Origin of the sequence: Streptomyces sp. NPDC091416, assembly GCF_044756845.1 — a bacterium.
In the GTDB taxonomy this organism is placed as follows: Bacteria; Actinomycetota; Actinomycetes; order Streptomycetales; family Streptomycetaceae; genus Streptomyces.
In genome coordinates this window covers 144,644-168,812 of record NZ_JBIVTU010000013.1, presented here as the reverse complement: position 1 = coordinate 168,812, position 24,169 = coordinate 144,644, and the positions used below count along the sequence as shown (strand labels likewise).

Genomic DNA, 24,169 nt, shown 5'->3' with positions numbered 1-24,169 from the left:
TCGTCCGGACCGGCAGATCCTGCCTGTGCCGGACCGGCGAAGTGATCAAGATGCCGGCGTCTTGCTCATTCACCTTCGCCCGGATTGCGGCGGTGTGGCAGGGCGAGCTCTTCGGGGGTAACGACGGGGCCCCCCTTTCTGCCGCGCGGTTGGTGCCCGGCGCGTGAGACTGGAGTCATGGCATCCCAGAACGCGCACAGCGAGGGCGCCGAGCTGGGCCGCTACCTGCGCGCCCGCCGGACCCAGACCAGCCCCGAGCACGTCGGCCTCACTCCAGGCGCCGGCGTACGCCGCACCCCAGGGCTGCGCCGCGAGGAGCTGGCCACCCTCGCGGGCATCAGCATCGACTACTACGTCCGGCTCGAGCGCGGCAAGGAGACCCGCCCCAGCCCCGCCGTGCTCGACTCCCTCGCCCGCGCCCTGCACATGGACGACCAGGAGCACCAGCACCTGCGCGAGCTCGCCGCCCGCGCCGCCCGCTACGTCGGCGAACCACCACCGGCCCCCGGCCGTACCGTGCGCCCCCACCTCAAGCAGCTGCTCGAGTCACTGCGCCCGAACCCGGCCTACGTCATCAGCCGCAGCATGGACATGCTGGCCTCGAACCCCGGCGGCATCGCCCTGTACGCGGGCCTGGACGACTGGCCCGTCAAGCACCGCAACCTCGCCCGCTACCTCTTCCTGCACCCGGCCGCCCGCGATCTCTTCCCCGACTGGGACCGGCAGATCACCGCCTGCGTCGCCCGCCTGCGCGCCATCGCCGGCACCGCCCCCGATGCCCCCGACCTCACCCATCTCGTCGGCGAACTCCTCCTCAAGAGCCCCGACTTCGCCGGACTCTGGGAGCGCTACGAAGTCACCGGGCGCAAACCCGCCCAGAAGACCTTCCAGCACCCACAGGTCGGCACCCTGACCCTCACTTCCCAGTCCCTGCACATCGAAGGAACCCCCGGCCAGCGCATCGGCGTCTACACCGCCGAACCCGGCACCCCCGACCACGACGCCCTGCTGCTCCTCGACATGACCGCACCACGCCCCGCCCTCAGGAACACCGGAACGCCGCATTCCTCGAACAGCTGAGGAAGCGGCGGTGCCATCGGCGTGAGACGCCACCGTCCCGCGCCGGGAGGGTGCGATGCCATGGGCGGTGAGATCCCACCGTCCCTTGCCGGCAACGGCGAGGCCCTACGCGAGCCACACCGCCCCCGCGGCCAGCGCCATCAGGGCGGCGTTGAGGCCGGTCTCCCTGACCTCGCCCCGGGACAGGTGCAGGGCGCCTGCCGGCACCTGGAGTACGAGCAGGCCGAGCGCCGCCGCCATCGCGAGGACGGGCGCGACGCCCGTGAGCGGCGGCAGCACCAGACCGGCCGCACCAAGGATCTCGACGCCGCCGATGGCCCGGACCAGCCACATCGGAACCGTGTCCACCCAGCCCATCATGGGCGCCAGCTGCTCCTGGCTCTGGACGGCCTTCTTGCCGCCCGCGTACAGATAGAAGGCCGCCAGGAGCCCGGCGACGATCCAGTAGGCGCTCTCCATCTTCGTCCTCCGACATGGTGACGACTTGTAAGCAAGCACATGATCGGTGACCATCGGAGCGCTTACAAAAGGCACACGGGTGTGCCTTGCGAACAGGGGACGCCGATGTCGAAGTACCGCCACAGCTGCCTCATCCGCGGTGACGGAGGACGGGCGATCCGCGCAATCCTGGACCGCGTCGGTGACAAGTGGACCCTGTTGGTGGTCGCCACCCTCGACGGTGAACGCATGCGCTTCACCGAGCTCCAGCAGCGCGTTCCCGGCATCTCGCAGCGCATGCTCACCCGCACGGTCCGGCACCTGGAGCGCGACGGTCTGGTGACCCGCACGGTGTTCCCCGAGGTTCCGCCACGGGTCGAGTACGAACTCACCGCGAGGGGGCGCACCCTGATCGGGCCCGCCGTGCAGCTGGCCGAGTGGGCCGTCGACAACAACCCCGGCATCGAGCTGAGCCGGACGGCCTACGACTCGGAGCATCCCAAGCCGTAGCGCCCGGCCGCCGCAGTCACCGGCCGCCGGCGGCGACCCACGCGTAGCGGTGCTCGGGGCGCCCCGTCTCCCCGTACCGCAGCGTCAGCCGGACGCGGCCCGACCGTTCCAGCAGCTTCAGATAGCGCTGGGCCGTCTGCCGGCTCATCCCGGCGTTCTCCGCGATCTCCTGGGCGGAGAGCGGCCCGTCGGCGCCGCGCAGCGCCTGGCGGACGAGTTCGGCCGTCGTGGCCGAATGGCCCTTGGGCAGATCGGGCTCGCCCACCGCCCACAGGGCGCCGAAGAGCCGGTCCACGTCGCCCTGCTCGGCCTCGCCACCGCTCTCCAGGGAGCGCCGCAGCGTGGCGTAGGCCTCCAGCTTCGTCCGCAGCCCCGCGTAGGTGAACGGCTTCACCAGATACTGCAGGGCGCCTTGGCGCATGGCCTCCTGGACGGTGGCGACATCGCGCGCCGCCGTCACCATGATCACGTCGGTGCGGTGGCCGAGGCTGCGCAGCTCCCGCACCACGGCCAGCCCTGTGCGGTCGGGCATGTAGTGGTCCAGCAGGATCAGATCCACCGAACGCTCCTCGACCGCGGCAAGGGCGTCGGCGGCGCTGTGCGCCTGGGCGGCCACCCGGAAGCCGGGCACCTTCGAGACGTACGCCGCGTTGATCCGCGCGACACGGACGTCGTCGTCGACGACCAGGACCTCGATCACTGCGCCGCACCCGCCTTGTCGGATTCCGATTCGGTCATGGCCTCGGGAAGGACGACGGCGAACACGGCGCCGGCCTCGTCCGCCGCGTCCACTGCCACGCTGCCGCCCTGGCGCTCCGCCAGCCGCCGCACCAGCGCCAGCCCGAGGCCGCGCTTGCCGTGCGCCGGGACCTCCTTGGTCGACCAGCCCTCCGTGAAGATCGTTTCACGCTGCTCCGGAGGAATGCCGGGGCCGCTGTCACGGACCCACAGCATCACCGTACGGCCCTCGGCGTGCAGCCCCACCTCGATCAGGGCACCGGCCGGTCCCGCGGACGCGTCCAGAGCGTTGTCGACCAGGTTGCCGACGATCGTCACCAGCCCGCGCGGGTCGACGAGCCGGTCCGGAAGCAGGCTGTCCGGTGCCATGCGCAGAGCCACGCCGCGCTCCGCGGCGACCGTGGCCTTGCCCACCAGCAGTGCGGCGAGGAGCGGGTCACGGACCTTCTCGGTGATCTGTTCGGCGGTGGCCCGGTGGGCGCCGACCACCTCGGTGACGAACTCCCTCGCGTCCTCGTGCAGCTCGAGCTCCAGCAGGCCGAGGAGCGTGTGCAGACGGTTGGCGTGCTCGTGGTCCTGGGCGCGCAGGGCGTCGATGAGCCCGCGGGTGGAGTCGAGCTCGCGGCCGAGGTGTTCGAGCTCGGTGCGGTCGCGGAGGGTGACGACGGCTCCTCCGTCGGCCGTCGGCATGCGGTTGGCGAGCAGCACCCTGGTGCCCCGCACGGTCAGCAGGTCCTCGCCCGACACGTCGCCGGCCAGCACATCGGCGGTCCGCCCGGTGCCGAACACCTCGGTCAGCGCAAGGCCCGACGCTTCCGGCCCGACCCCGAGCAGCCGCTGCGCCTCGTCGTTCAGCAGCCGGATGCGGCCGCCGCGGTCGAGCGCGACGACTCCTTCCCGGATGCTGTGCAGCATGGCCTCGCGCTCCGTCAGCAGGGCGGCGATGTCGGAGAAGGCGAGGTCGTGGGTCTGCCGTTGCAGGCGCCTGGAGATCAGGTAGGCGGCGAGCGCACCCACGGCCAGCGCTCCGCCCGCGTAGGCGAGCAGGCCGGGGATCGCCGCGAGGAGCCGGGCCCGGACGCTGTCGTACGCGATTCCCACGGAGACCGCACCCGCGATGTGTCCGGACCCGTCGCGCAACGGGACCTTGCCCCGGGCCGAGCGTCCGAGCGTGCCGCTGTCGATCTCCATCACGTCCTGGCCCGCGAGGGCCCGGCCGGGATCGGTGGAGACGGTCCGCCCGATCCGGGACGGGTCGGGATGCGACCAGCGCACCCCACGGAGGTCCATCACGACGATGTACTCGGCGCCCGTGGCGCGCCTGATCCGCTCCGCCGCGGTCTGGACGGCGCCGCCCGGCGCCGGGTCCGTGGCGAGCAGCGCCTCGGCGATCCTTGGCTGGGCGGCCGTGCTCTGCGCGATGGACAGGGCCCGGCGCATCGCCTGATCGTCGAGTTGTGCGCTGAGGGGTGCCAGAAACAGACCGGTGGCGAGTACGGTGACGCCGGTGGCGATGGCCAGCTGCATCAGCAGTACCTGCGAGAAGACCCGCTGGGGCCAGCCGAGCCGGCGCGGCCTCCTGGCCGTGGGCGGTGGGGCGCTCATCGGGTGAACGGTAGAGGGCATTCCGGTGCTTTCCGAAATTCGTCTCGTTTCCCGGTCCACGCAATCGGCTTGCACTTTTTGCGCTAATCTTGCGCGCATGACGCGACGACTTGCTCAGGTGGCACAGAAGGTTGGAGTCAGTGAGGCCACGGTCAGCCGGGTGCTCAACGGCAAGCCGGGCGTTTCCGACGCCACACGGCAGGCCGTCCTGTCCGCCCTGGACGTCCTCGGCTACGAGCGCCCGACCCAGCTGCGCGGCGAACGCGCCCGATTGGTGGGTCTCGTCCTGCCCGAGCTGCAGAACCCGATCTTCCCGGCCTTCGCCGAGGTGGTCGGCGGCGCGCTCGCCCAGCAGGGCCTGACCCCGGTGCTGTGCACCCAGACCAAGGGCGGGGTCTCCGAGGCGGACTACGTCGAGCTGCTTCTCCAGCAGCAGGTCTCGGGCGTGGTCTTCGCCGGTGGCCTCTACGCCCAGGCCGACGCCCCGCACGACCACTACAAGGTGCTGGCCGACCGCAAGATCCCCGTCGTCCTGATCAACGCGGCCATCGCCCACCTCGGCTTCCCCTGCGTCTCCTGCGACGACTCCGTGGCCGTCGAGCAGGCCTGGCGCCATCTGGTCTCGCTGGGTCACGAACGCATCGGTCTGGTGCTCGGCCCCTCGGACCACATGCCCTCGCAGCGCAAGCTGACCGCGGCCCGGGCGCTGGCCGCGGCATCCGGCACGGCCATCCCGGACGAGTGGGTGGCCAGGGCGATGTTCTCGCTGGAGGGCGGGCAGGCGGCCGCCATGCGGCTGCTGGAGCAGGGGGTCACCGGATTCATCTGCGCCAGCGACCCGCTCGCTCTCGGCGCGGTCCGCGCGGCCCGCCGCCGGGGCCTGTCGGTGCCCGAGGACGTCTCCGTCGTGGGATACGACGACTCGGCGTTCATGAACTGCACCGAGCCGCCGCTCACCACCGTGCGTCAGCCGATCGAGGCCATGGGGCGAGCCGCCGTAGAACTGCTCTCGGTGCAGATCGGGGGCCGTACGGTGCCCTCCGACGAACTGCTCTTCGAGCCGGAGCTGGTGGTGCGGGGTTCGACGGCCCAGCCCCCGCGCAGCGCTTCCCGCTGAGCGTCGAGAATTTACACTGCGGACATCGTCTATTGCGAAGCGGGTCCGTGGCCGGTGGGGAGCGGCTGGGGTGGCCGGGGGCCGGTGTACTGACCGCTGGGGCGCATCCGCAGCGGACGTTCCCCGTACTCCTCCAGGGCGTGCGCGATCCAGCCCGCCGTGCGGGAGATCGCGAACACCGTCTCGCCCGCCTCCACGGCCATGCCCGAGGAGACGGACAGGACGGCGAGCGCCAGGTCGACGTTGGCGTGCAGCGGGGTGTGCCGGGCGGTCGTGGCGACGACGTCACGGGCGGCAGCCAGGGCGGGCGCGGCCCGCGGAACCTCGGCGAGCAGCGCGAACAGGGTGTGGGCCCGGGGGTCCTCGTCGGCGTACAGCCGGTGGCCGAGTCCCGGAATCCGGCGTCCGCTGCGCAGATGGTCCGCGACCACCGGCGCCACCCCGCCCCGCTCCAGGACCTCGGTCAGCATCCGGTGCGCCAGCCCGCTCGCGGCGCCGTGCAGGGGGCCCTCCAGCACTCCGAGGCCCGCCGAGACCACGGCGTACGGATGCGCGCGGGCGGAGGCGGCGACCCGCGCCGCCAGGGTGGAGGCGGCCAGATCGTGGTCGATCAGCAGCCCCAGGGCGGTGTCCAGCACGGCCAGTGACGCCTCGTCGGCCGGGCGACCGGTGAGTTTCGGCCAGAGTTGACGCGCGAGACCGGGAGGAACGTCCGCTTCCGCAGCCTCCCCGTCGACCGTCGGCAGTGCGGCGGCCAGGGTCGGGATCAGGCTCCGGGCGCCGCCGAGCACGGCCTCGCGGGACAGGTCGAAACGGAGCGGGTCGGCCGCCGCCGCCGCGACGACCGCCACCCGCAGCCGGTCGGTCGCGCCGCAGTGCGCCGGCAGGGCGCCGACCGCCCGGCGGGCCGCGGCCAGCGTCTCGGACGGCGCCGTGAAACGCATGCCGGGCCGCAGCTCCCCGGTCCAGAGCCACTCAGCGACCTCCTCGTACGTATGACGCCGGGCCAGTTCCGCGGCGTCCACGCCTCTGAAGAAGTACCGGTCGCTCCCGATGAGCGTGATGCCGGTGGGGAAGGACAGCGCACCGGTCGCCGGCGTGGGTTCCCTGCGCCCCGTGCGTCGCGCCAGGGCGTCGACCTCCGCCGCGTCGAACGTGCTGCCACGCCCGCCCGGGGCGCGGCTGCTGCTGAGCTGCCCCCGGCTCACGTACGCGTACACCGTCTCGGGCTTCACCCCCAGGCGCTCGGCTGTCTCGCGCGTGGTGAGCCGCTGTGCCGAAGGCTCGGTGAAGCCGGCCGCACCTGCTTGATCCGTCATGGTGTCCACCGTATCCATATTGATTCAATCAACATTGACAGATCTCAAGTCAAGCATGGACAGTCGAATCAATGTCAACGGCAATGGAATGTCCATGGAGGAAGCAATGACGACCACCACCGCCGGCACACCGCTCGATGTCCCCCGGGGCCTCGCCGGTGTCGTCGTCACGGAGACCGCGCTCGGTGACGTCCGGGGCCGCGAGGGCTTCTACCACTACCGGCAGTACTCGGCGATCGAGCTGGCGCAGACCCGCAGCTTCGAGGACGTCTGGTACCTCATGACCGAGGGCGAACTGCCCGGCCCGGCGGCCCGTGCCGACTTCGCCGCCCGCACCGCCCGCCTGCGCCGCCTGCCCGCCGAGGTCCGCGACGCCCTGCCGGCCATAGCCCGCGCGGGCGCGGCGGCCGGTCCTCTCGCGGGGCTGCGCACGGCGCTCTCCCTGCTCGGCGCCTCGGCCGGCTTCCGGCCCGTGTACGACATCGACACGGAACGGCGCCGCAGCGACGCCCTGACCGCCTGTGCCGCCGTTCCCACCGTGCTGACCGCCCTCCACCGCCTGGGCCGGGGTCTCGAACCGGTGGAACCCCGCGACGACCTGCCCTACGCGGCCAACTACCTCTACATGCTGACCGGTTCCGTACCGGACGCCGGCCGGGTCAGGGCGGTGGAGCAGTACCTGATCTCCACCGTCGACCACGGCTTCAACGCCTCCACCTTCACCGGCCGCGTCGTGGCCTCCACCGGAGCGGACATCGCCGCCTGCCTGGTGGCCGCGGTCGGCGCACTGTCCGGACCGCTGCACGGCGGTGCGCCCAGCCGGGCCCTCGACACCCTGGACGCCATCGGCACCCCCGACCGCATCGACGGCTGGATCCGCGAACGGGTCCTCGCCGGTGACCGGATCATGGGTTTCGGGCACCCGGTCTACCGCACCGAGGACCCCCGTTCACGCATGCTGCGCACCCTCGCCCAGGGCTTCGGCGGCCCGCTCGTGGACCTGGCCGTAGAGGTGGAGCGGCAGGTCGAGGCGATCCTCGCCGAGCTCAAGCCGGGGCGCGAACTGCACACCAACGTGGAGTTCTACGCCGGAGTGGTCATGGAGCTGTGCGGGCTGCCGCGCGAGATGTTCACCCCGACCTTCTGCGCGGCGCGAGTCGTCGGCTGGAGCGCCAATATCCTGGAGCAGGCGGAGGACTCGAAGATCATCCGGCCGGCGGCCCGTTACGTCGGCCCGCCCCCGCCGCAGCCGGTCCCGGCAGTCTGACCCCGCAGGAAGGTACCCGTTGAACGCGTCGCCCCCGCCCCGCAGCCGGCAGATTCCCGTCATCGTCCTCGCGGGATTCCTCGGATCCGGCAAGACGACGCTTCTCAACCACCTCCTGCGCCACCGCGCGGGAAACCGCATCGGGGTGATCGTCAACGACTTCGGGGCCATCGAGATCGACGCCATGACCGTCTCCGGACAGGTCGGCTCCACCGTCTCGCTGGGCGGCGGCTGCCTGTGCTGCGCGGTCGACGCGAGCGAACTGGACACTTACCTGGAGACCCTGACCCGGCCCGCCGCCCGCCTCGACGTGATCGTCATCGAGGCGAGCGGGCTCGCGGAGCCCCAGGAACTCGTACGCATGCTCCTGGCCAGCGACAACCCGCACATCCTGTACGGGGGACTGGTCGAGGTCGTGGACGCCGCCGAGTTCGGGGCGACCAGGGAGCGCCACCCGGAGATCGGCCGGCACCTTGCCGTCGCCGACCTCGTCGTACTGAACAAGACGGACCGGGCCGGTGAGCAGGAGCGGGAGCACATCCGGGAGGCCGTCGAGGCGGCCGGCAGCAGGGCGGCCGTCATCCCCGCCACGTACGGACGCATCGACCCGGAACTGCTCTTCGATCCGGCGCTGCGGCCCGACGGCGAGGAGAAGGCGCGTCAGCTCACCTTCGAGGACCTGTACCTGGAGGAGCGCGCGCAGGAGTCCGGTGAGGAGCACGGGACGCATCTGCACACGGCGTACGAGAGCGTCGACTTCACCTCCGACGCGCCGATGGACCCCCGCCGGCTGATGGAGTTCCTCGACTCCCGGCCCGGCGGCCTCTACCGGATCAAGGGCTACGTCGACTTCGGCGCGGGCGACGTCGACAACGCCTACGCGGTGCACGCCGTCGGCAGGTTCCTGCGGTTCGTGCCGAAGCCCTGGACGCGCGGCGAGCCGCGGCTCACACGGCTTGTCCTGATCGGCTCAGGTATCGACGCCGATGCCCTGCGCAAGGAGCTGGAAGGCTGCCGGACGCCGGGGGAGCCGGGACGGGAAACGACGCAGGACGCCCCACACGAGCGAGCCATGTGGGGCGTCCTGCGGTACGTGCAACAGCCCGGCGACGACGACGCGTAGCGCCGGACCCGCCGGGCCCGCGGCCTACACGGGGCCGGCGATCACCGCGACGGGGCTCTCCAACGGAGTCCCCGAACCGTCGCGCCGCGGATCGGCCTCGGGCAGCGAAGCCGGCGTGCCGTTCTTCTGCGCGGCCCGGGCCGGCGTCGCGCCCGCCCAGGCGAACACCAGCACATCCTCGCCCTTCAGGAACCGCTGGCAGCGCACCCCGCCGGTGGCCCGGCCCTTGCGCGGATACTGGTCGAACGGCGTGAGCTTGCACGTCAGTACCGAATCGTCCAGCGTGCCGTGCGAACCCGCGACCGTGAACACCATCGCGTCCACCGCCGGATCCACCGCGGCGAACGAGAGCACCACCGACCCCTCCGCGAGCTTGACGCCCGCCATGCCGCCGGCCGGGCGTCCCTGCGGGCGCACCTGTGCCGCCGGGTAGCGCAGCAGCTGCGCGTCCGAGGTGATGAAGACCAGATCCTCCTCACCGGTACGCAGCTCAGCCGCACCGACGATCCGGTCACCGTCCTTGAGGGTGATGACCTCCAGCTCGTCCTTGTTGGCCGGGTAGTCGGGCACCACACGCTTCACGACGCCCTGCAGGGTGCCGATCGCCAGGCCCGGCGAGGCCTCGTCGAGCGTGGTGAGGCAGATGACCTCCTCGTCCGCCTCCAGCGTGAGGAACTCCCCGACCATGGCCCCGCCCGACAGGTTGGGTGCCGCGTGGGTGTCCGGCAGCTGGGGCAGGTCGATCACCGCGAGCCGCAACAGCCGCCCGGTGGACGTCACCACACCTACATCGCCGCGCGCCGTGGCCGGCACCGCCGACACGATCACGTCGTGCTTGGCCCGCTTGGCGTCCTCGGCGAACACGATCGGGTCGTCGTTGGCCGTACGCGCCAGCAGCCCGGTCGAGGACAGCAGCACCCGGCAGGGGTCGTCCGCCACCTCCAGCGGAACCGAGGCGACCTGCGAACCGGCCGACTCCAGCAGCACCGTGCGCCGGTCCGTGCCGAACTTCTTCGCGACCGACGCCAGTTCGGTGGAGACGAGCTTGCGCAGCTCGGTGTCCGATTCGAGGATGGCGGTCAGCTCGGCGATCTCGGCATCGAGCCGGTCGCGCTCGCTCTCCAGCTCGATCCGGTCGAACCGGGTCAGCCGGCGCAGCGGGGTGTCCAGGATGTACTGGGTCTGGATCTCGCTCAGGGAGAAGTGCTCCATGAGCCGCTCCTTGGCCTGAGCCGAGTTGTCGCTGGAGCGGATGAGGCGGATGACCTCGTCGATGTCGATCAGTGCGACGAGGAGGCCCTCGACCAGGTGCAGCCGGTTGCGGCGCTTGGTGCGGCGGAACTCGCTGCGCCGGCGCACCACGTCGAAGCGGTGGTCGAGGTAGACCTCCAGCAGCTCCTTGAGGCCCAGCGTGAGCGGCTGTCCGTCGACCAGCGCCACGTTGTTGATGCCGAAGGACTCCTCCATCGGCGTCAGCTTGTAGAGCTGCTCCAGCACGGCCTCGGGCACGAAGCCGTTCTTGATCTCGATGACCAGACGCAGTCCGTGCGAACGGTCGGTGAGGTCCTTGACGTCGGCGATGCCCTGCAGCTTCTTCGCCGAGACCAGGTCCTTGATCTTGGCGATCACCTTCTCCGGGCCGACGGTGAAGGGCAGTTCGGTGACGACCAGGCCCTTGCGGCGCGGCGTGACGTTCTCCACGGTGACCGTGGAACGGATCTTGAACGAGCCGCGGCCGGCCGTGTAGGCGTCCTTGATCCCGCCCAGGCCCACGATCCGGCCGCCGGTCGGCAGGTCGGGACCGGGGACGAACCGCATCAGGGTCTCCAGGTCCGCACCCGGATGCTTGATGAGATGGCGGGCGGCGGCGATGACCTCGCCCAGGTTGTGCGGCGGCATGTTGGTCGCCATGCCGACCGCGATCCCGGTGGTGCCGTTGACCAGGAGGTTCGGATACGCGGCCGGGAGGACGACGGGCTCCTGCTCCTGGCCGTCGTAGTTCGACTGGAAGGAGACGGTTTCCTCGTCGATCGACTCCGTCATCAGCGACGTCGCGTCGGCCATGCGGCATTCGGTGTACCGCATGGCGGCCGGCGGGTCGTCGTTGCCGAGCGAGCCGAAGTTCCCGTGTCCGTCGACGAGCGGGAGCCGCATGGAGAACGGCTGTGCCATCCGCACCAGCGCGTCGTAGATCGACGCGTCGCCGTGCGGGTGCAACTTGCCCATGACCTCGCCGACCACACGGGCGCACTTCACGAAGCCGCGGTCCGGGCGCAGGCCCATCTCGTTCATCTGGTACACGATGCGGCGGTGCACCGGCTTCATGCCGTCACGGGCGTCCGGCAGGGCCCGTGAGTAGATCACCGAGTACGCGTACTCGAGGAAGGAGCCCTGCATTTCGTCGACGACGTCGATGTCGAGGATCTTCTCCTCGAAGTCGACCGGCGGCGGGGTCTTCGTGCTGCGGCGGGCCATCGCTGCTGCGACTCCTTCACGGATTCTGTTCGGGCAACCTCAGGTTCTGACGCGCACCATTGTGGACCGCCCCACTGACAACGCGGACCTCGACCCGTCCCAAAGGGCGTTCTCCACCCGTCCCGAGGCCCTCGGGACCCTCTTTCCCGCTAACTTTCGCGGCACGGGAACTTCGCCAGGTGCCTGTGCGCTTGCTTACAGTGGCAGGTCTCGCAGTAAAACCAGTATCGCGATCGAAGGGACGTACATGCCCATGGGTCACACGGCCACAGCCCAGGCCGGCTCCGGCGGCTTGACGGCGACCGAGCACCGTCTGGCCAACGGCCTGCGCGTGGTGCTCTCCGAGGACCATCTGACCCCGGTCGCCGCGGTGTGCCTCTGGTACGACGTCGGTTCGCGCCACGAGGTCAAGGGACGCACCGGCCTGGCTCACCTCTTCGAGCACCTGATGTTCCAGGGCTCGGGCCAGGTCAAGGGGAACGGACACTTCGAGCTGGTGCAGGGCGCCGGCGGCTCCCTCAACGGGACCACCAGCTTCGAGCGGACCAACTACTTCGAGACGATGCCGACGCACCAGCTGGAGCTGGCCCTGTGGCTCGAGGCCGACCGGATGGGCTCGCTGCTCGCCGCGCTCGACGAGGAGTCCATGGAGAACCAGCGCGACGTCGTCAAGAACGAGCGCCGCCAGCGCTACGACAACGTCCCCTACGGCACCGCGTTCGAGAAGCTGACGGCGCTCGCCTACCCCGAGGGCCACCCGTACCACCACACCCCGATCGGCTCGATGGCCGACCTGGACGCGGCGACGCTCGAGGACGCGCGGGCCTTCTTCCGTACGTACTACGCGCCCAACAACGCGGTGCTCTCCGTCGTCGGCGACATCGACCCCGAGCGGACGCTCGCCTGGATCGAGAAGTACTTCGGCAGCATCCCCTCGCACGACGGCAAGCAGCCGCCGCGCGACGGCGCGCTGCCCGAGGTCATCGGCGGCCAGCTGCGTGAGGAGGTCCGCGAGGAGGTTCCGGCGCGTGCGCTGATGGCCGCGTACCGGCTGCCGCACGACGGCACCCGTGAGTGCGACGCCGCGGACCTCGCGCTGACCGTGCTGGGCGGCGGCGAGTCGTCCCGGCTGCACAACCGCCTGGTCCGCCGCGACCGGACGGCCGTCGCCGCCGGATTCGGGCTGCTGCGCCTTGCGGGTGCGCCCTCGCTCGGCTGGCTGGACGTCAAGACGTCCGGCGGTGTCGAGGTGGCGCAGATCGAGACCGCGGTCGACGAGGAGCTGGCCCGGTTCGCCGAGGAGGGCCCCACGCCCGAGGAGATGGAGCGCGCCCAGGCTCAGTTGGAGCGCGAGTGGCTGGACCGTCTCGGTACGGTCGCGGGCCGCGCCGACGAACTGTGCCGGTTCGCCGTGCTGTTCGGTGACCCGCAGCTCGCCCTGACCGCCGTGCACCGGGTGCTCGACGTGACGGCCGAGGAGGTCAAGGCGGCCGCCAGGGCCCAGCTGCGGCCGGACAACCGGGCGGTGCTGGTGTACGAGCCGGTCGAGCCCGCCGAGGCCGCCGACGAAGAGGCGGATGCCGCCACCGACACCGACGCGCACGAAGGGGCGGACCAGTGACCGACGCTGCCGCGACTGGAGTTTCGATGGAGTACCACCCGCAGCCCGCCCCCGGCGTGGCCAGGCCCTGGGCCTTCCCGGCGCCCGAGCGCGGCTCCCTGCCCAACGGCCTCACGGTGCTGCGCTGCCACCGCCCCGGCCAGCAGGTCGTCGCCGTCGAGATCTTCCTCGACGCCCCGCTGGACGCCGAGCCCGAGGGTCTGGACGGGGTCGCCACGATCATGTCCCGTGCCCTGTCCGAAGGCACCGACAAGCAGAGCGCCGAGGAGTTCGCCGCCGAGCTGGAGCGGTGCGGCGCCACCCTGGACGCCCACGCCGACCATCCCGGTGTCCGGGTCTCCCTGGAGGTTCCGGCCTCCCGGCTGGCCAAGGCGCTCGGCCTGGTGGCCGAGGCGCTGCGGGCGCCGGCCTTCGCCGACAGCGAGATCGAGCGTCTCGTCGGCAACCGGCTGGACGAGATCCCGCACGAGCAGGCCAACCCGGCCCGGCGTGCCGCCAAGCAGCTCTCCAAGGAGCTGTTCCCGGCCACGGCGCGCATGTCGCGCCCGCGCCAGGGCACCGAGGAGACCGTGGCCCGGATCGACTCCGCGGCCGTGCGCGCCTTCTACGACGCCCACATCCGCCCGTCGACGGCGACCGCCGTGGTCGTGGGGGACCTCACGGGCATCGACCTGGACGCGCTGCTCGCCGACACCGTCGGTGACTGGTCGGGCAACACGGCGGAGCCCCGCCCCGTCCCGCCGATCACCGCCGACGACACGGGCCGTGTGGTGATCGTGGACCGACCCGGCGCGGTGCAGACGCAGCTGCTGATCGGCCGGATCGGCGCCGACCGGCACGACAGCGTCTGGGCGGCCCAGGTGCTCGGCACCTACTGCCTGGGAGGCACGCTCACCTCCCGGCTCGACCGGGTGCTGCGCGAGGAGAAGGGCTACACCTACGGCGTACGGGCCTTCGCCCAGGTGCTGCGGTCGACGGCTCCGGACTCCGCCTCCGGGGCCACGGGCGCCGCGATGCTCGCCATCAGCGGTTCCGTGGACACGGAGTCCACGGGGCCGGCGCTGGAGGACCTGTGGAAGGTCCTGCGGACCCTGGCGGCCGAAGGGCTGACGGACGCCGAGCGGGAGACGGCCGTGCAGAACCTCGTGGGCGTCGCTCCGCTGAAGTTCGAGATGGCGGCCTCCGTCGCCGGCACCCTCGCCGACCAGGTCGAGCAGCACCTCCCGGACGACTTCCAGGCGCAGCTCTACGCACGCCTGGCCGACACCGGCACCGTGGAGGCGACGGCGGCCGTGGTCAACGCCTTCCCGGAGGACCGGCTGGTCACGGTCCTCGTCGGGGACGCCGCGCAGATCGCCGACCCGGTCCGGGCCCTCGGCATCGGTGAGGTGTCGGTGGTGACCGGCTGAGACACCGGTCGTCCCGCCCCGGTACCGGGGCGGGACGGAAGCATGAGGAAGGTCCCGGCGGAGTGGTCTCCGCCGGGACCTTCCTTTTTGTCCGCTTTGCGGGAGAGATCGCCTCTCCGCCCTGTGGGATGCGCTACAAAACGGCCTGTCCGTTTGGTGGCGGGAAGTGCCCCCGCTTAGCGTCGGCTCGGCTGTCCGCCACTCGTATGCCGCATCCGTGACGTACCGGGCAGTCATCGCCGAGTCCCCGTCAGGCGCGAGCCCGGGGAGCCGGGGACCCACGCAGTCCCTGGGGTGAATCGGACGACCGTGTCCCGTAGGGGCCGGGGATCCGTAGGAGACCTTCCTGCTCCGAACCCGTCAGCTAACCCGGTAGGCGAGAAGGAAGGAAAGGACCAGCCACTTCATGGCGTTCACCCGTGCCACCGGGAAGCATCGTGCCCCGGGCCGTCTGACGCGCACCGGCGCGAAGGCCGTCGGCATCGCGACCCTGGCCACCACCGGCGTCATCGGAGGACTGGCCTCCCCGGCCCTCGCCGCGGACACCGGAGCCCCCGCCGTCGGCGACACCGGCCTCACCCAGGTCATCGCCATCGAGAACGCCCTCGCCGAGCAGATCGACGCGCAGGCGGACGCACAGCAGCACCAGGCCGACGTCGCGAAGAAGAAGGCCGAGGCCAAGAAGAAGGCCGAAGCCAAGGCCAAGGCCGCCGCGAAGGCCAAGGCCGCCGCGGAGGCGAAGGCGGCCCGGGCCGAGAAGGCCCGCGCGAGCGCCGCCCGCGCCGCCCGTTCCGCCGAGCGCACCCGGCTCGGCGCCTTTCAGCTCCCCGTCGCCGGTACGTACGTGAGCACCGGCTACAAGTCCAGCGGCTCCATGTGGTCCTCCGGCAGCCACTCCGGCATCGACTTCCACGCCGCGTCCGGCAGCTCCGTCGTCGCCGTCGGCGCCGGCACGGTCGTCGAGGCCGGCTGGGGCGGGGCGTACGGCAACAACATCGTGCTGCGGATGACGGACGGCACCTACACCCAGTACGGCCACCTCTCCTCGATCGGCGTGTCCGTCGGCCAGAGCGTCGGTGCGGGCCAGCAGATCGGCCTCTCCGGCTCCACGGGCAACTCGACCGGCCCGCACCTCCACTTCGAGGCCCGCACCACGCCCTCGTACGGCTCCGACATGGACCCGGTCGCCTACCTGCGCGCCCACGGCGTCTCCGTCTGACCGACGACGATCCCGCGACGAAGGCCCCGGCACAGCGCCGGGGCCTTCGTCGTGTCCGTGGGCCGGACCCGTGCCGGAACGGCCCCGGTGACCAAAAGATATTCATGAATTTCCGCCCGCTGTCGGAAATGCGACCGCATTGCAATAGAGTCGCAGGACAGGCGTCGATCGGCCGCGTTTCGCGGGGATTAAGGCGGAGGTTCGGACATGCGCATTCCGGCGCATTCGGTATGCACGGCAATCCGTGAAGACATCGTCTCGGGTGTCTTCGAACGCGGCAGCCGACTCACCGAGGAGGTGCTCGCACGGCGTTACGGGGTCTCCCGGGTGCCGGTACGGGAAGCGCTGCGCACCCTGGAGTCCGAAGGGTTCGTGGTCACCCGCAGGCACGCCGGAGCCTGCGTGGCCGAGCCCACCGAGCAGGAGGCCGCAGACCTCCTGGAGGTCCGGATGCTGCTGGAGCCGCTCGGCGCGGCCCGCGCGGCCCACCGCCGCTCGGACGCACACCTCAAGGTGCTGCGCGGCCTGGTCAGGCTCGGCCAGGAGCGCGCCCGCCGGGGCGAGGGCGAGGACCTGCGCTCCCTGGGCGGCTGGTTCCACGAGACGCTCGCACAGGCCTCCGGCAGCCCCGGCCTGATCGCGCTGCTCACCCAGCTGCGGCACAAGACCGCCTGGATGTACGCGATCGAGTCCCCGGCCCGGCCGGCCGACTCATGGGCCGAGCACGGGGCCATCGTGGACGCCGTGGCGCGCGGGGACGCGGAGAGGGCGCGGGCGCTGACCGCCCAGCACGCCGAGCGGGCCGCCGTCGCATATCGGCTGCGCCGCCCCGGCCGGCCGGAGTCCGCCGAGGCCGGGACCGGCCGGGTGAGGACTTCGCAACATGCCGTAAACACCCCGAGCGGCCGGCATTAACAATTGCGCCGTATACAAAGAGTGGGCAATTCGAAGGGCTTTATTTCTGCTGCCCTCATTCGCCACCGCTGAGCCATTCGGCGACCCGTTCTTTATGGCTGAACGAAAGAGCCGCGGCACCCGGTCGAGGGTGGCGCGGCTCTTTCGCAGGAATTCCCGCGGTCGTGACCCGTCGGGGTCAGACGGTCTCCGGGAGCTCGTCGAGCCCCTCGGCGACCAGCTTGGACAGACGGTCCAGAGCGGCTTCGGCGTTGTCGGCCTCGGACGCGAGAACGATCTCCTCGCCGCCCTGGGCGCCGAGTCCGAGCACGGCGAGCATGGAGGCCGCGTTCACCGGGTTGCCATCGGCCTTGGCGATGGTCACGGGGATGCCGGAAGCCGTGGCGGCACGGACGAAGATGGAAGCGGGGCGGGCGTGCAGGCCCTCGGCCCAACCGACGTTGACGCGGCGCTCAGCCATGGTTCTGCCCTTCACGAATCAATGGTTGTCTAGACCAGTCTCTCATGCAGTGCGCGATGCTCCGGCCGACCCGCGGACCGCTTCACACCCGCGCCGAGGGTCGCCCGGCACCCCTCAGACTGCCCCGGCCCCGGCACCTACGCGACCGCTGGCGGAGCCGTACGCTTTGCCCATGCAGCCCTCTCCGGAGCAGAGTCCGCATCACGCCTACCCCGATCACTGGGAGGCGGACGTGGTGCTCCGCGACGGCGGCACCGCGCGCATCAGGCCCATCACCACGGACGATGCCGAACGGCTGGTCAGCTTCTACGAGCAGGTCTCCGACGAGTCGAAGTACTACCGCTTCTTCGCCCCCTACCCCCGGCTCTCCGCCAAGGACGTCCACCGCTTCACCCATCACGACTACGTCGACCGGGTGGGACTGGCCGTCACGGTGGGCGGCGATTTCATCGCCACGGTCCGCTACGACCGGATCAACGCGCAGGGCAGGCCCGCCTCGGCCCCGGCCGACGAGGCGGAGGTCGCCTTCCTGGTCCAGGACGCCCATCAGGGCCGGGGCGTCGCCTCCACCCTCCTCGAACACATCGCGGCCGTCGCCCGCGAACGCAGCATCCGGCGCTTCGCCGCCGAGGTACTGCCCGCCAACAACAAAATGATCAAGGTGTTCCGGGACGCCGGATACACCCAGCAGCGCAGCTTCGAGGACGGCTCCGTCCACCTCACTCTCGACCTCGAACCGACCGCCGAGTCGCTCGCCGTCCAGCGCGCCCGCGAACAGCGTGCCGAAGCGCGCTCCGTGCAGCGCCTGCTCGCCCCGGGCTCCGTCGCCGTCATCGGCGCGGGCCGCACCCCCGGAGGCGTCGGCCGAACGGTCCTGCGCAACCTCCTGGGTGCCGGCTTCACCGGCCGCGCCTACGCCGTGAACAGTGCGTTCGCCGCCGATCAGGCCACCATCGACGGCGTGCCCGCCCACCGCTCCCTCGGCGGGATCGGTGAACCGGTCGACCTCGCCGTGGTCGCCGTCCCCGCCGACCGGGTGCCGGAGGCCGTCGCCGACTGCGGCGAGCACGGCGTCCAGGGACTGGTCGTCCTCTCCGCCGGATACGCCGAGTGGGGCGCCGAGGGCCGCGAACGCCAGCGCGAACTGGTGCGTCAGGCCCGCTCGTACGGCATGCGGATCATCGGCCCGAACGCCTTCGGCATCATCAACAACTCCGAAGCGGTCCGGCTCAACGCCTCCCTCGCACCCGAGCGGCCCGCCTCCGGACGCATCGGCCTGTTCACCCAGTCCGGCGCCATCGGCATCGCCCTGCTCTCCGGGCTCTACCGGCGCGGCGCGGGGCTCTCCACGTTCATCTCCGCCGGCAACCGCGCCGACATCTCCGGCAACGACTTCCTCCAGTACTGGTACGAGGACCCGGACACCGACGTCGCCCTGCTGTACCTGGAGTCGCTCGGCAACCCCCGCAAGTTCACCCGCCTCGCCCGGCGGACGGCGGCCGTGAAGCCGGTGGTCGTGGTGAAGGGCGCCCGGCACAGCGGCTCCACGCCGCCCGGCCACGCGGTCCCCGTCAGCCGGATCCCGGACGCGACGGTCTCCGCGCTGATGCGGCAGGCGGGCGTGATCCGCGTCGACACCGTGACGGAGATGGTCGACGCGGGCCTCCTCCTCGCCGACCAGCCCCTCCCGGCCGGCGGGCGGGTCGCCATCCTCGGCAACTCGGAGTCCCTCGGACTGCTCACGTACGACGCCTGCCTGGCGGAGGGGCTGCGCCCGCGCCCGCCCGTCGACCTCACCACGGCCGCCACCCCGCAGGACTTCCGGGACGCGCTGTCCGCGGCCCTGGCCGACGACGGCTGCGACGCGGTCGTCGTGACGGCGATCCCGTGGGTGGGCGAGAACGGCGAGGCGGAGTCGGGCGACGGCGAGGTCCTGGCCACGGCACTGCACGCGGCGGCCGCCACCGGTCCCGCCAAGCCGGTGGCCGTGGTCCATGTGGAGATCGGCGGCCTCGCCGAGGCCCTGGCCGCCGCGACCAGCACGGTGGCGCAACAGCGCCCGCCAACGGCGCCGCCCGCCCTCGGCGTACCGGCGAGCCCCGCCACCGCGGCCCCGCGCCGGCCGGCCACGGAACAGCCCCCCACCGGCCCGCCCGCCCCCGACAAGGCGGTCGGCGACGCGGCCCCCGCACCCGACGCCCCCCGTCCGATGGGCCGGATCCCCGCCTACCCCGCCGCCGAACGCGCGGTCAGGGCGCTCGCCGAAGCCGTGCGATACGCCCAGTGGCGCCGCCAGGCCGCCGTACCCGGAAAGGTGCCCGAGTTCCTCGGCGACACCATCGACGAGGCGGCCGCCGGCACCCTCATCGACACCCTGCTCGGCCAGGACCCCGACCCGCGCGGCCGGCCCCTGGAACACGACGAGGCCCGCGAGCTGCTGGCCTGCTACGGCATCACCGTCCGCCCCACGCTCCCGGCGCCCGGCCCGGAGGAGGCCGTGGCCGCGGCGGCGCGGCTCGGCTACCCGGTGGCGCTCAAGACCACCGCACCCCATCTGCGCCACCGGGCCGACCTCGGCGGAGTCCGCCTGGACCTCGACGGCGAGCCCGCACTGCGCCGCGCGTACGGCGAACTGACCGACCTGCTCGGCAAGCCCGCCGAGCTCCGGCCCGTCGTGCAGTCGATGGCCCCGCGCGGCGTCGACACCGTGGTGCGGGCCACCATCGACCCGGCGGCCGGCGCCGTCCTGTCCTTCGGCCTGGCGGGCGCACCCTCCGAACTCCTCGGCGACACCGCGCACCGCCTGGTCCCCGCCACGGACCGCGACGCCGCCGAACTGATCCGGTCCATCCGGGCGGCCCCGGTCCTCTTCGGCTGGCGCGGCTCGGCGCCCGTGGACACCGCCGCACTGGAAGAACTGCTGCTGCGGGTCTCACGGCTGGTCGACGACCACCCCGAGGTGGTCGCGATCGCCCTGGAACCGGTCGTGGTCGCCACCCAGGGACTGACCGTCCTCGGAGCGAGCGTCCGGCTCTCGCCGCCCCCGGCCCGCACGGACCTCGGCCCCCGCCGCCTGTCCAACTACTGACCCGCCCCGCGCCCCTTCCGGCAGCGGCGGCGGACCGTCCCCGGCAGCCACCGGCCCCCCGTAGGATGGTGCCCATGGCTAAGACCGGTACGACGACCCAGGGGCTGCGCGCGGCGATCGAGCGCAGCGGCTACTACCCGGCCCTCGTGGCCGAGGCGGTGGAGGCCGCCGTGGGCGGTGAGCCGGTCGCTTCGTACCTGGTGCACCAGGAGACGACCTTCGACTCCAACGAGGTGCGCAGGCACGTCACGGTGCTGGTGCTCACGGACACCCGCTTCATCGTCAGCCACACCGACGAGCAGAACGCCGACACCAGCTCCCCGACGCCGTACGCCACCACGTCCACCGAGTCGGTCAAGCTCGACCGGATCTCCTCGGTCGTGGTGAGCCGGGTCGTGGCCAACCCGGAGAAGTACGTCCCCGGCACGCTGCCCCGCGAGGTCGTCCTGACCATCGGCTGGGGCGCCGTCTCCCGGATCGACCTGGAACCCGCGGCCTGCGGCGACCCCAACTGCGAGGCCGACCACGGCTACACCGGCAGCTCCACCGCCGACGACCTGAGCCTGCGGGTCAGCGAGGCCGGCGACGGCCCCGACACCGTGCGCCAGACGCTCGCGTTCGCCCAGGCGCTCTCCGAGGCCACGGCCGCGACCTCGGCGGCCGGCCGCTGATGGTCCACCCGGCCTGGCAGGACGACCCCGTACTGCTGCCCCTCGACACCGCCCCCGTGCCGGAGTACGGCAGCGGTTCGCTGGCCGATCTGCTGCCGACGCTCGTGGCGGGACAGGGCGTCCCCGGTTTCACCGCGGCGATCCCCGAGCTCACGCCCGCCGACCGCAACTGCGTCTTCCTGATCGACGGACTCGGCTGGGAGCAGATCAAGGCGCACCCGGACGAGGCTCCGTTCCTGCACTCCCTCCTGCCCACCTCGCGCGGCGGCACGGGCCGCCCGCTCACCGCGGGCTTCCCGGCCACCACGGCGACCTCGCTGGCCTCGGTCGGCACCGGGCTCCCGCCGGGCGAGCACGGCCTGCCCGGGTACACGGCCCGTAATCCGGAGACCGGCGAGCTGATGAACCAGCTCCGCTGGAAGCCGTGGACACCGCCGAAGGCCTGGCAGCCGTACCCCACCGTCTTCCAGCTGGCCGACGCCGCCGGAGTCCGTACCGCCCAGGTCTCCGCTCCCACCTTCGAGCAGACCCCGCTGACCAAGGTCGCGCTCAGCGGCGGCTCGTTCCTCGGCCGGCTCACCGGTGAGGAACGGATGGACGTCGCCGCCCAGCGGCTGGCGGCCGGTGACCGGTCCCTCGTCTACACGTACTACAGCGAGGTCGACGGCAAGGGACACCGCTTCGGTGTCGACTCCGACGCCTGGCGCGGGCAGCTGATGTACGTCGACGGGCTGGCCCGGCGTCTCGCCGAGCAGCTCCCGCCGCGCTCGGCGCTGTACATCACCGCCGACCACGGCATGATCGACATCCCGTTCGACGAGCAGTCCAGGATCGACTTCGACGAGGACTGGGAGCTGCGCGCCGGTGTCGCGCTGCTGGGCGGCGAGGGCCGTGCCCGCCACGTCTACGCCGTGCCGGGCGCCGAGGCCGACGTGCTGACCGTCTGGCGTGAGGTGCTCGGCGAGCAGTTCTGGGTGGCGAGCCGTGACGAGGCCGTCGAGGCGGGCTGGTTCGGCCCGCGGATCGACGAGCGGGTCCTCGGCAGGATCGGCGACGTGGTCGCGGCGGCCCACGACGACGTGGTGATCACCGCCTCCGTCAACGAGCCGCACGAGTCCGCGATGGTCGGCATGCACGGCTCGATGACCCCTGTCGAGCAGCTCGTCCCGCTCCTCGAAATACGTACCTGACCTCCGTCGTCGGTCCCACCCTCCTCCCGCCCGTCCCGAAAGGTTCTCAACCCCTCATGCCCGAGCTTGTGTTCTTCTCCGGAACGATGGACTGCGGAAAGAGCACGCTGGCCCTCCAGATCGGCCACAACCGTTCGGCGCGAGGGCTCCAGGGCGTGATCTTCACCCGTGACGACCGGGCGGGAGAGGGAAAGCTGTCCTCCCGGCTGGGCCTGGTCACGGAGGCGATCGAGGCCTCCGAGGGCATGGACCTGTACGCGCACCTCGTCGATCAGCTCTCCCAGGGCGGCAGGGTGGACTACGTGATCGTCGACGAGGCGCAGTTCCTCGCTCCGGAACAGATCGACCAGCTGGCCCGCGTCGTGGACGACCTGGGCCTGGACGTCTTCGCCTTCGGTATCACCACGGACTTCCGTACCAAGCTCTTCCCCGGCTCCCAGCGGCTGATCGAGCTCGCCGACCGCATAGAGGCCCTTCAGGTGGAGGCCCTGTGCTGGTGCGGGGCGCGTGCCACCCACAACGCCCGGACGGTGGGCGGCGCGATGGTGGTGGAGGGTGAACAGGTCGTCGTCGGCGATGTGAGCAGCCCCGCCGCGGAGACCGGCTACGAGGTGCTGTGCCGGCGCCACCATCGCCGCCGCATGACGAGCGGTTCCGCCCGCGCCGGGGCGCTCTCCCCGGACGTCCTGCCGGTGGCCTCCGGCTGAGGGGCGGCGCCGGCCGGCCGCCGGCCAAGCGCGACGGCCCTCTCCGGCAGACGTCAGACGAGAAGCTGCTTGTAGTAGACGCTGGCCGTCTTGCGCTCGTCCGTCTCCGAGGTGAAAGAGGCGAATCCGGCACACAGCCGGGCCGTCAGAGGGCTGGCCGGGTCGGGGATCTGGACCGCCATACCTTCCGGCTCGCGGTACAGCAGGCTGTATGCGGCCTTGGTCAGCTTCTGCTGCGTGACCGCCCCGGTGTTCCAGTCGATCCGCGTGATGAAGGCGTTCCCGTCCGGGGCCACGGAGCCGCTCTGCCCGTAGGCCGTGCCGGCCAGCAGGTACAACTGGCTGCCGAACGAGGTGAAGCCCTGGAACGTGTCGGCGAACCCCGGCTGGAGCTCGGCCGGCTGGGTCACCTCGGCGAGCGGTGTCAGGTTGCCGCTCTTGAAGGCGGCGAGGTCGTACAGGCGGAACTTGAAGACCCCGTCGACGCGGAGACGGACGGTGAGTCGCTGGTACGAGGGGTCCAGTGCCACGGTGGTGCGGTCCGTGCCCGATTCCAGTGCGTACGAGGTCAGCTCCGGTGACTCGGGGGTGAGGACTGTGCCGTTCGCGAACTTGAACCGCGCGATGCGGCTGCCCCAACCCGTGACGACGCCTGCGGAATCGGCCGACTGCACCGCCTTCGTCTCGGTCCACACGTAGCTTCCTGACGCCGTCGTCTCCACCCCGATCTGCACGCCGTGGCCGAAGCCGCGCAGGTACATCGAGCCGAGGTAGAGGCCGGAATCGGTGTCCAGACGGGTGAGGCACAGGTCGCCGTTGGCCTGCCGCTCCGCTCCCGTGTATGCGCGGGTCTCACCCGTCAGGGTGCGGCCGCCGTCGACGAGTTGTACGAAGAACGTGAACTTACGGGTGTTGTCGAAGGCGAACGACTGCAGAACGCGGGTCTCGTGCAGCTTCACCTCCCGCAGAAGCGGCTCGGAGGGGCCGGTCAGATCGAACTGCTTGCTCGCGGGCACGGCGCCGACCGGAATTTCGGTGGTGGCGGCCGCCGTCTCCGGGAGTGCGCTGCGCGTGGCGACCGCGATGCCGGGAACGGCGAGGGCGCCGGCGCCGATCCCCGCGAACTTCAGGAGTTGTCTGCGGTCGAGCATGATGTGTGGGACCTCTCCGAATGATTAACGTGCACAACCGGACAATGCGATCCGGAAATGGGCATA

At 71.6% G+C, this 24,169-nt stretch carries 20 protein-coding genes and 1 riboswitch; of the genes, 13 read left to right on the top strand and 7 right to left on the bottom strand.

Annotated elements, in window-relative coordinates; translation table 11 throughout:
• Positions 1-177 precede the first annotated feature (177 nt).
• The gene (locus ACIQMX_RS32340; RefSeq protein ID WP_402483462.1) at positions 178-1,080 is read left to right on the top strand and encodes a helix-turn-helix transcriptional regulator; all 903 of its coding nucleotides are present in this window, start codon (positions 178-180) and stop codon (positions 1,078-1,080) included.
• Between the two features lie 105 nt (positions 1,081-1,185).
• Here ACIQMX_RS32340 and ACIQMX_RS32335 read toward each other — a convergent pair whose 3' ends face one another.
• A complete protein-coding gene (locus ACIQMX_RS32335; protein ID WP_402483459.1) occupies positions 1,186-1,539 on the bottom strand; it encodes a DoxX family protein in 354 nt (117 codons plus the stop codon).
• A gap of 105 nt (positions 1,540-1,644) precedes the next feature.
• On the opposite strand from ACIQMX_RS32335, the gene ACIQMX_RS32330 reads away from it, so the two are divergent.
• A complete protein-coding gene (locus tag ACIQMX_RS32330; RefSeq protein WP_363075059.1) occupies positions 1,645-2,028 on the top strand; it encodes a helix-turn-helix domain-containing protein in 384 nt (127 codons plus the stop codon).
• Between the two features lie 16 nt (positions 2,029-2,044).
• On the opposite strand, the gene ACIQMX_RS32325 is transcribed toward ACIQMX_RS32330, so the two are convergent.
• Both ACIQMX_RS32325 and ACIQMX_RS32320 read right to left on the bottom strand, forming a co-directional pair.
• Positions 2,045-2,728 (bottom strand): response regulator, encoded by a 684-nt coding sequence (locus ACIQMX_RS32325; protein WP_402483455.1) that lies wholly within the window; start codon positions 2,726-2,728, stop codon positions 2,045-2,047.
• Positions 2,725-4,371, bottom strand: a complete 1,647-nt coding sequence (locus ACIQMX_RS32320; RefSeq protein ID WP_363075055.1) for a sensor histidine kinase — start codon at positions 4,369-4,371, stop codon at positions 2,725-2,727. The genes ACIQMX_RS32325 and ACIQMX_RS32320 overlap by 4 nt, the downstream gene beginning before the upstream one ends.
• Positions 4,372-4,468: 97 nt before the next feature.
• Here ACIQMX_RS32320 and ACIQMX_RS32315 point away from each other — a divergent pair, with 97 nt between their 5' ends.
• On the top strand, positions 4,469-5,488 hold the full coding sequence (locus tag ACIQMX_RS32315; protein ID WP_363075053.1) for a LacI family DNA-binding transcriptional regulator: 1,020 nt from the start codon (positions 4,469-4,471) through the stop codon (positions 5,486-5,488).
• Between the two features lie 29 nt (positions 5,489-5,517).
• On the opposite strand, the gene ACIQMX_RS32310 is transcribed toward ACIQMX_RS32315, so the two are convergent.
• A complete protein-coding gene (locus tag ACIQMX_RS32310; protein ID WP_402483451.1) occupies positions 5,518-6,807 on the bottom strand; it encodes a citrate/2-methylcitrate synthase in 1,290 nt (429 codons plus the stop codon).
• Positions 6,808-6,913: 106 nt separating this feature from the next.
• Between ACIQMX_RS32310 and ACIQMX_RS32305 the strand changes: the two genes are divergently transcribed.
• The gene (locus ACIQMX_RS32305; protein WP_402483448.1) at positions 6,914-8,074 is read left to right on the top strand and encodes a citrate synthase/methylcitrate synthase; all 1,161 of its coding nucleotides are present in this window, start codon (positions 6,914-6,916) and stop codon (positions 8,072-8,074) included.
• Positions 8,075-8,093: 19 nt separating this feature from the next.
• Entirely contained in the window at positions 8,094-9,197 is a 1,104-nt protein-coding gene (locus ACIQMX_RS32300; RefSeq protein WP_402483445.1) for a CobW family GTP-binding protein, read from the top strand.
• 24 nt (positions 9,198-9,221) lie between these two features.
• Here ACIQMX_RS32300 and ACIQMX_RS32295 read toward each other — a convergent pair whose 3' ends face one another.
• On the bottom strand, positions 9,222-11,672 hold the full coding sequence (locus ACIQMX_RS32295) for a DNA topoisomerase (ATP-hydrolyzing) subunit A (RefSeq protein ID WP_402483442.1): 2,451 nt from the start codon (positions 11,670-11,672) through the stop codon (positions 9,222-9,224).
• A gap of 247 nt (positions 11,673-11,919) precedes the next feature.
• Between ACIQMX_RS32295 and ACIQMX_RS32290 the strand changes: the two genes are divergently transcribed.
• The 4 genes from ACIQMX_RS32290 (at position 11,920) to ACIQMX_RS32275 (ending at position 16,836) form a co-directional block, all read left to right on the top strand.
• On the top strand, positions 11,920-13,293 hold the full coding sequence (locus tag ACIQMX_RS32290; RefSeq protein ID WP_363075043.1) for a pitrilysin family protein: 1,374 nt from the start codon (positions 11,920-11,922) through the stop codon (positions 13,291-13,293).
• A 26-nt stretch (positions 13,294-13,319) separates the two neighbouring features.
• The gene (locus ACIQMX_RS32285) at positions 13,320-14,702 is read left to right on the top strand and encodes a M16 family metallopeptidase (RefSeq protein ID WP_402483439.1); all 1,383 of its coding nucleotides are present in this window, start codon (positions 13,320-13,322) and stop codon (positions 14,700-14,702) included.
• A 227-nt stretch (positions 14,703-14,929) separates the two neighbouring features.
• A riboswitch (cyclic di-AMP (ydaO/yuaA leader) is annotated at positions 14,930-15,095 on the top strand.
• 13 nt (positions 15,096-15,108) lie between these two features.
• A complete protein-coding gene (locus tag ACIQMX_RS32280) occupies positions 15,109-15,921 on the top strand; it encodes a M23 family metallopeptidase (protein WP_402483436.1) in 813 nt (270 codons plus the stop codon).
• A gap of 207 nt (positions 15,922-16,128) precedes the next feature.
• Positions 16,129-16,836 carry a GntR family transcriptional regulator gene (locus ACIQMX_RS32275; protein ID WP_363075037.1) on the top strand — a complete coding sequence of 236 codons (708 nt, stop codon included), beginning with the start codon at positions 16,129-16,131 and terminating at the stop codon, positions 16,834-16,836.
• A gap of 178 nt (positions 16,837-17,014) precedes the next feature.
• On the opposite strand, the gene ACIQMX_RS32270 is transcribed toward ACIQMX_RS32275, so the two are convergent.
• Positions 17,015-17,296: an HPr family phosphocarrier protein gene (locus ACIQMX_RS32270; RefSeq protein ID WP_123462851.1), complete on the bottom strand. Its 282-nt coding sequence runs from the start codon at positions 17,294-17,296 to the stop codon at positions 17,015-17,017.
• A gap of 172 nt (positions 17,297-17,468) precedes the next feature.
• Here ACIQMX_RS32270 and ACIQMX_RS32265 point away from each other — a divergent pair, with 172 nt between their 5' ends.
• From ACIQMX_RS32265 to ACIQMX_RS32250, 4 genes are all read left to right on the top strand, one after another.
• Complete coding sequence (locus ACIQMX_RS32265; protein WP_402483432.1) at positions 17,469-20,384, top strand: GNAT family N-acetyltransferase; 2,916 nt, start codon at positions 17,469-17,471, stop codon at positions 20,382-20,384.
• A 74-nt stretch (positions 20,385-20,458) separates the two neighbouring features.
• Positions 20,459-21,055 (top strand): DUF5998 family protein, encoded by a 597-nt coding sequence (locus ACIQMX_RS32260; RefSeq protein WP_363075033.1) that lies wholly within the window; start codon positions 20,459-20,461, stop codon positions 21,053-21,055.
• Complete coding sequence (locus tag ACIQMX_RS32255; protein WP_363075031.1) at positions 21,055-22,245, top strand: nucleotide pyrophosphatase/phosphodiesterase family protein; 1,191 nt, start codon at positions 21,055-21,057, stop codon at positions 22,243-22,245. Before ACIQMX_RS32260 ends, ACIQMX_RS32255 begins: the two co-directional genes overlap by 1 nt.
• Before the next feature lie 56 nt (positions 22,246-22,301).
• Positions 22,302-22,952 carry a thymidine kinase gene (locus ACIQMX_RS32250; protein ID WP_363075029.1) on the top strand — a complete coding sequence of 217 codons (651 nt, stop codon included), beginning with the start codon at positions 22,302-22,304 and terminating at the stop codon, positions 22,950-22,952.
• A 53-nt stretch (positions 22,953-23,005) separates the two neighbouring features.
• Here the strand turns inward: ACIQMX_RS32250 and ACIQMX_RS32245 are convergent, their stop codons facing one another.
• Complete coding sequence (locus ACIQMX_RS32245) at positions 23,006-24,103, bottom strand: twin-arginine translocation signal domain-containing protein (RefSeq protein ID WP_402483427.1); 1,098 nt, start codon at positions 24,101-24,103, stop codon at positions 23,006-23,008.
• Between the last annotated feature and the right edge of the window lie 66 nt (positions 24,104-24,169).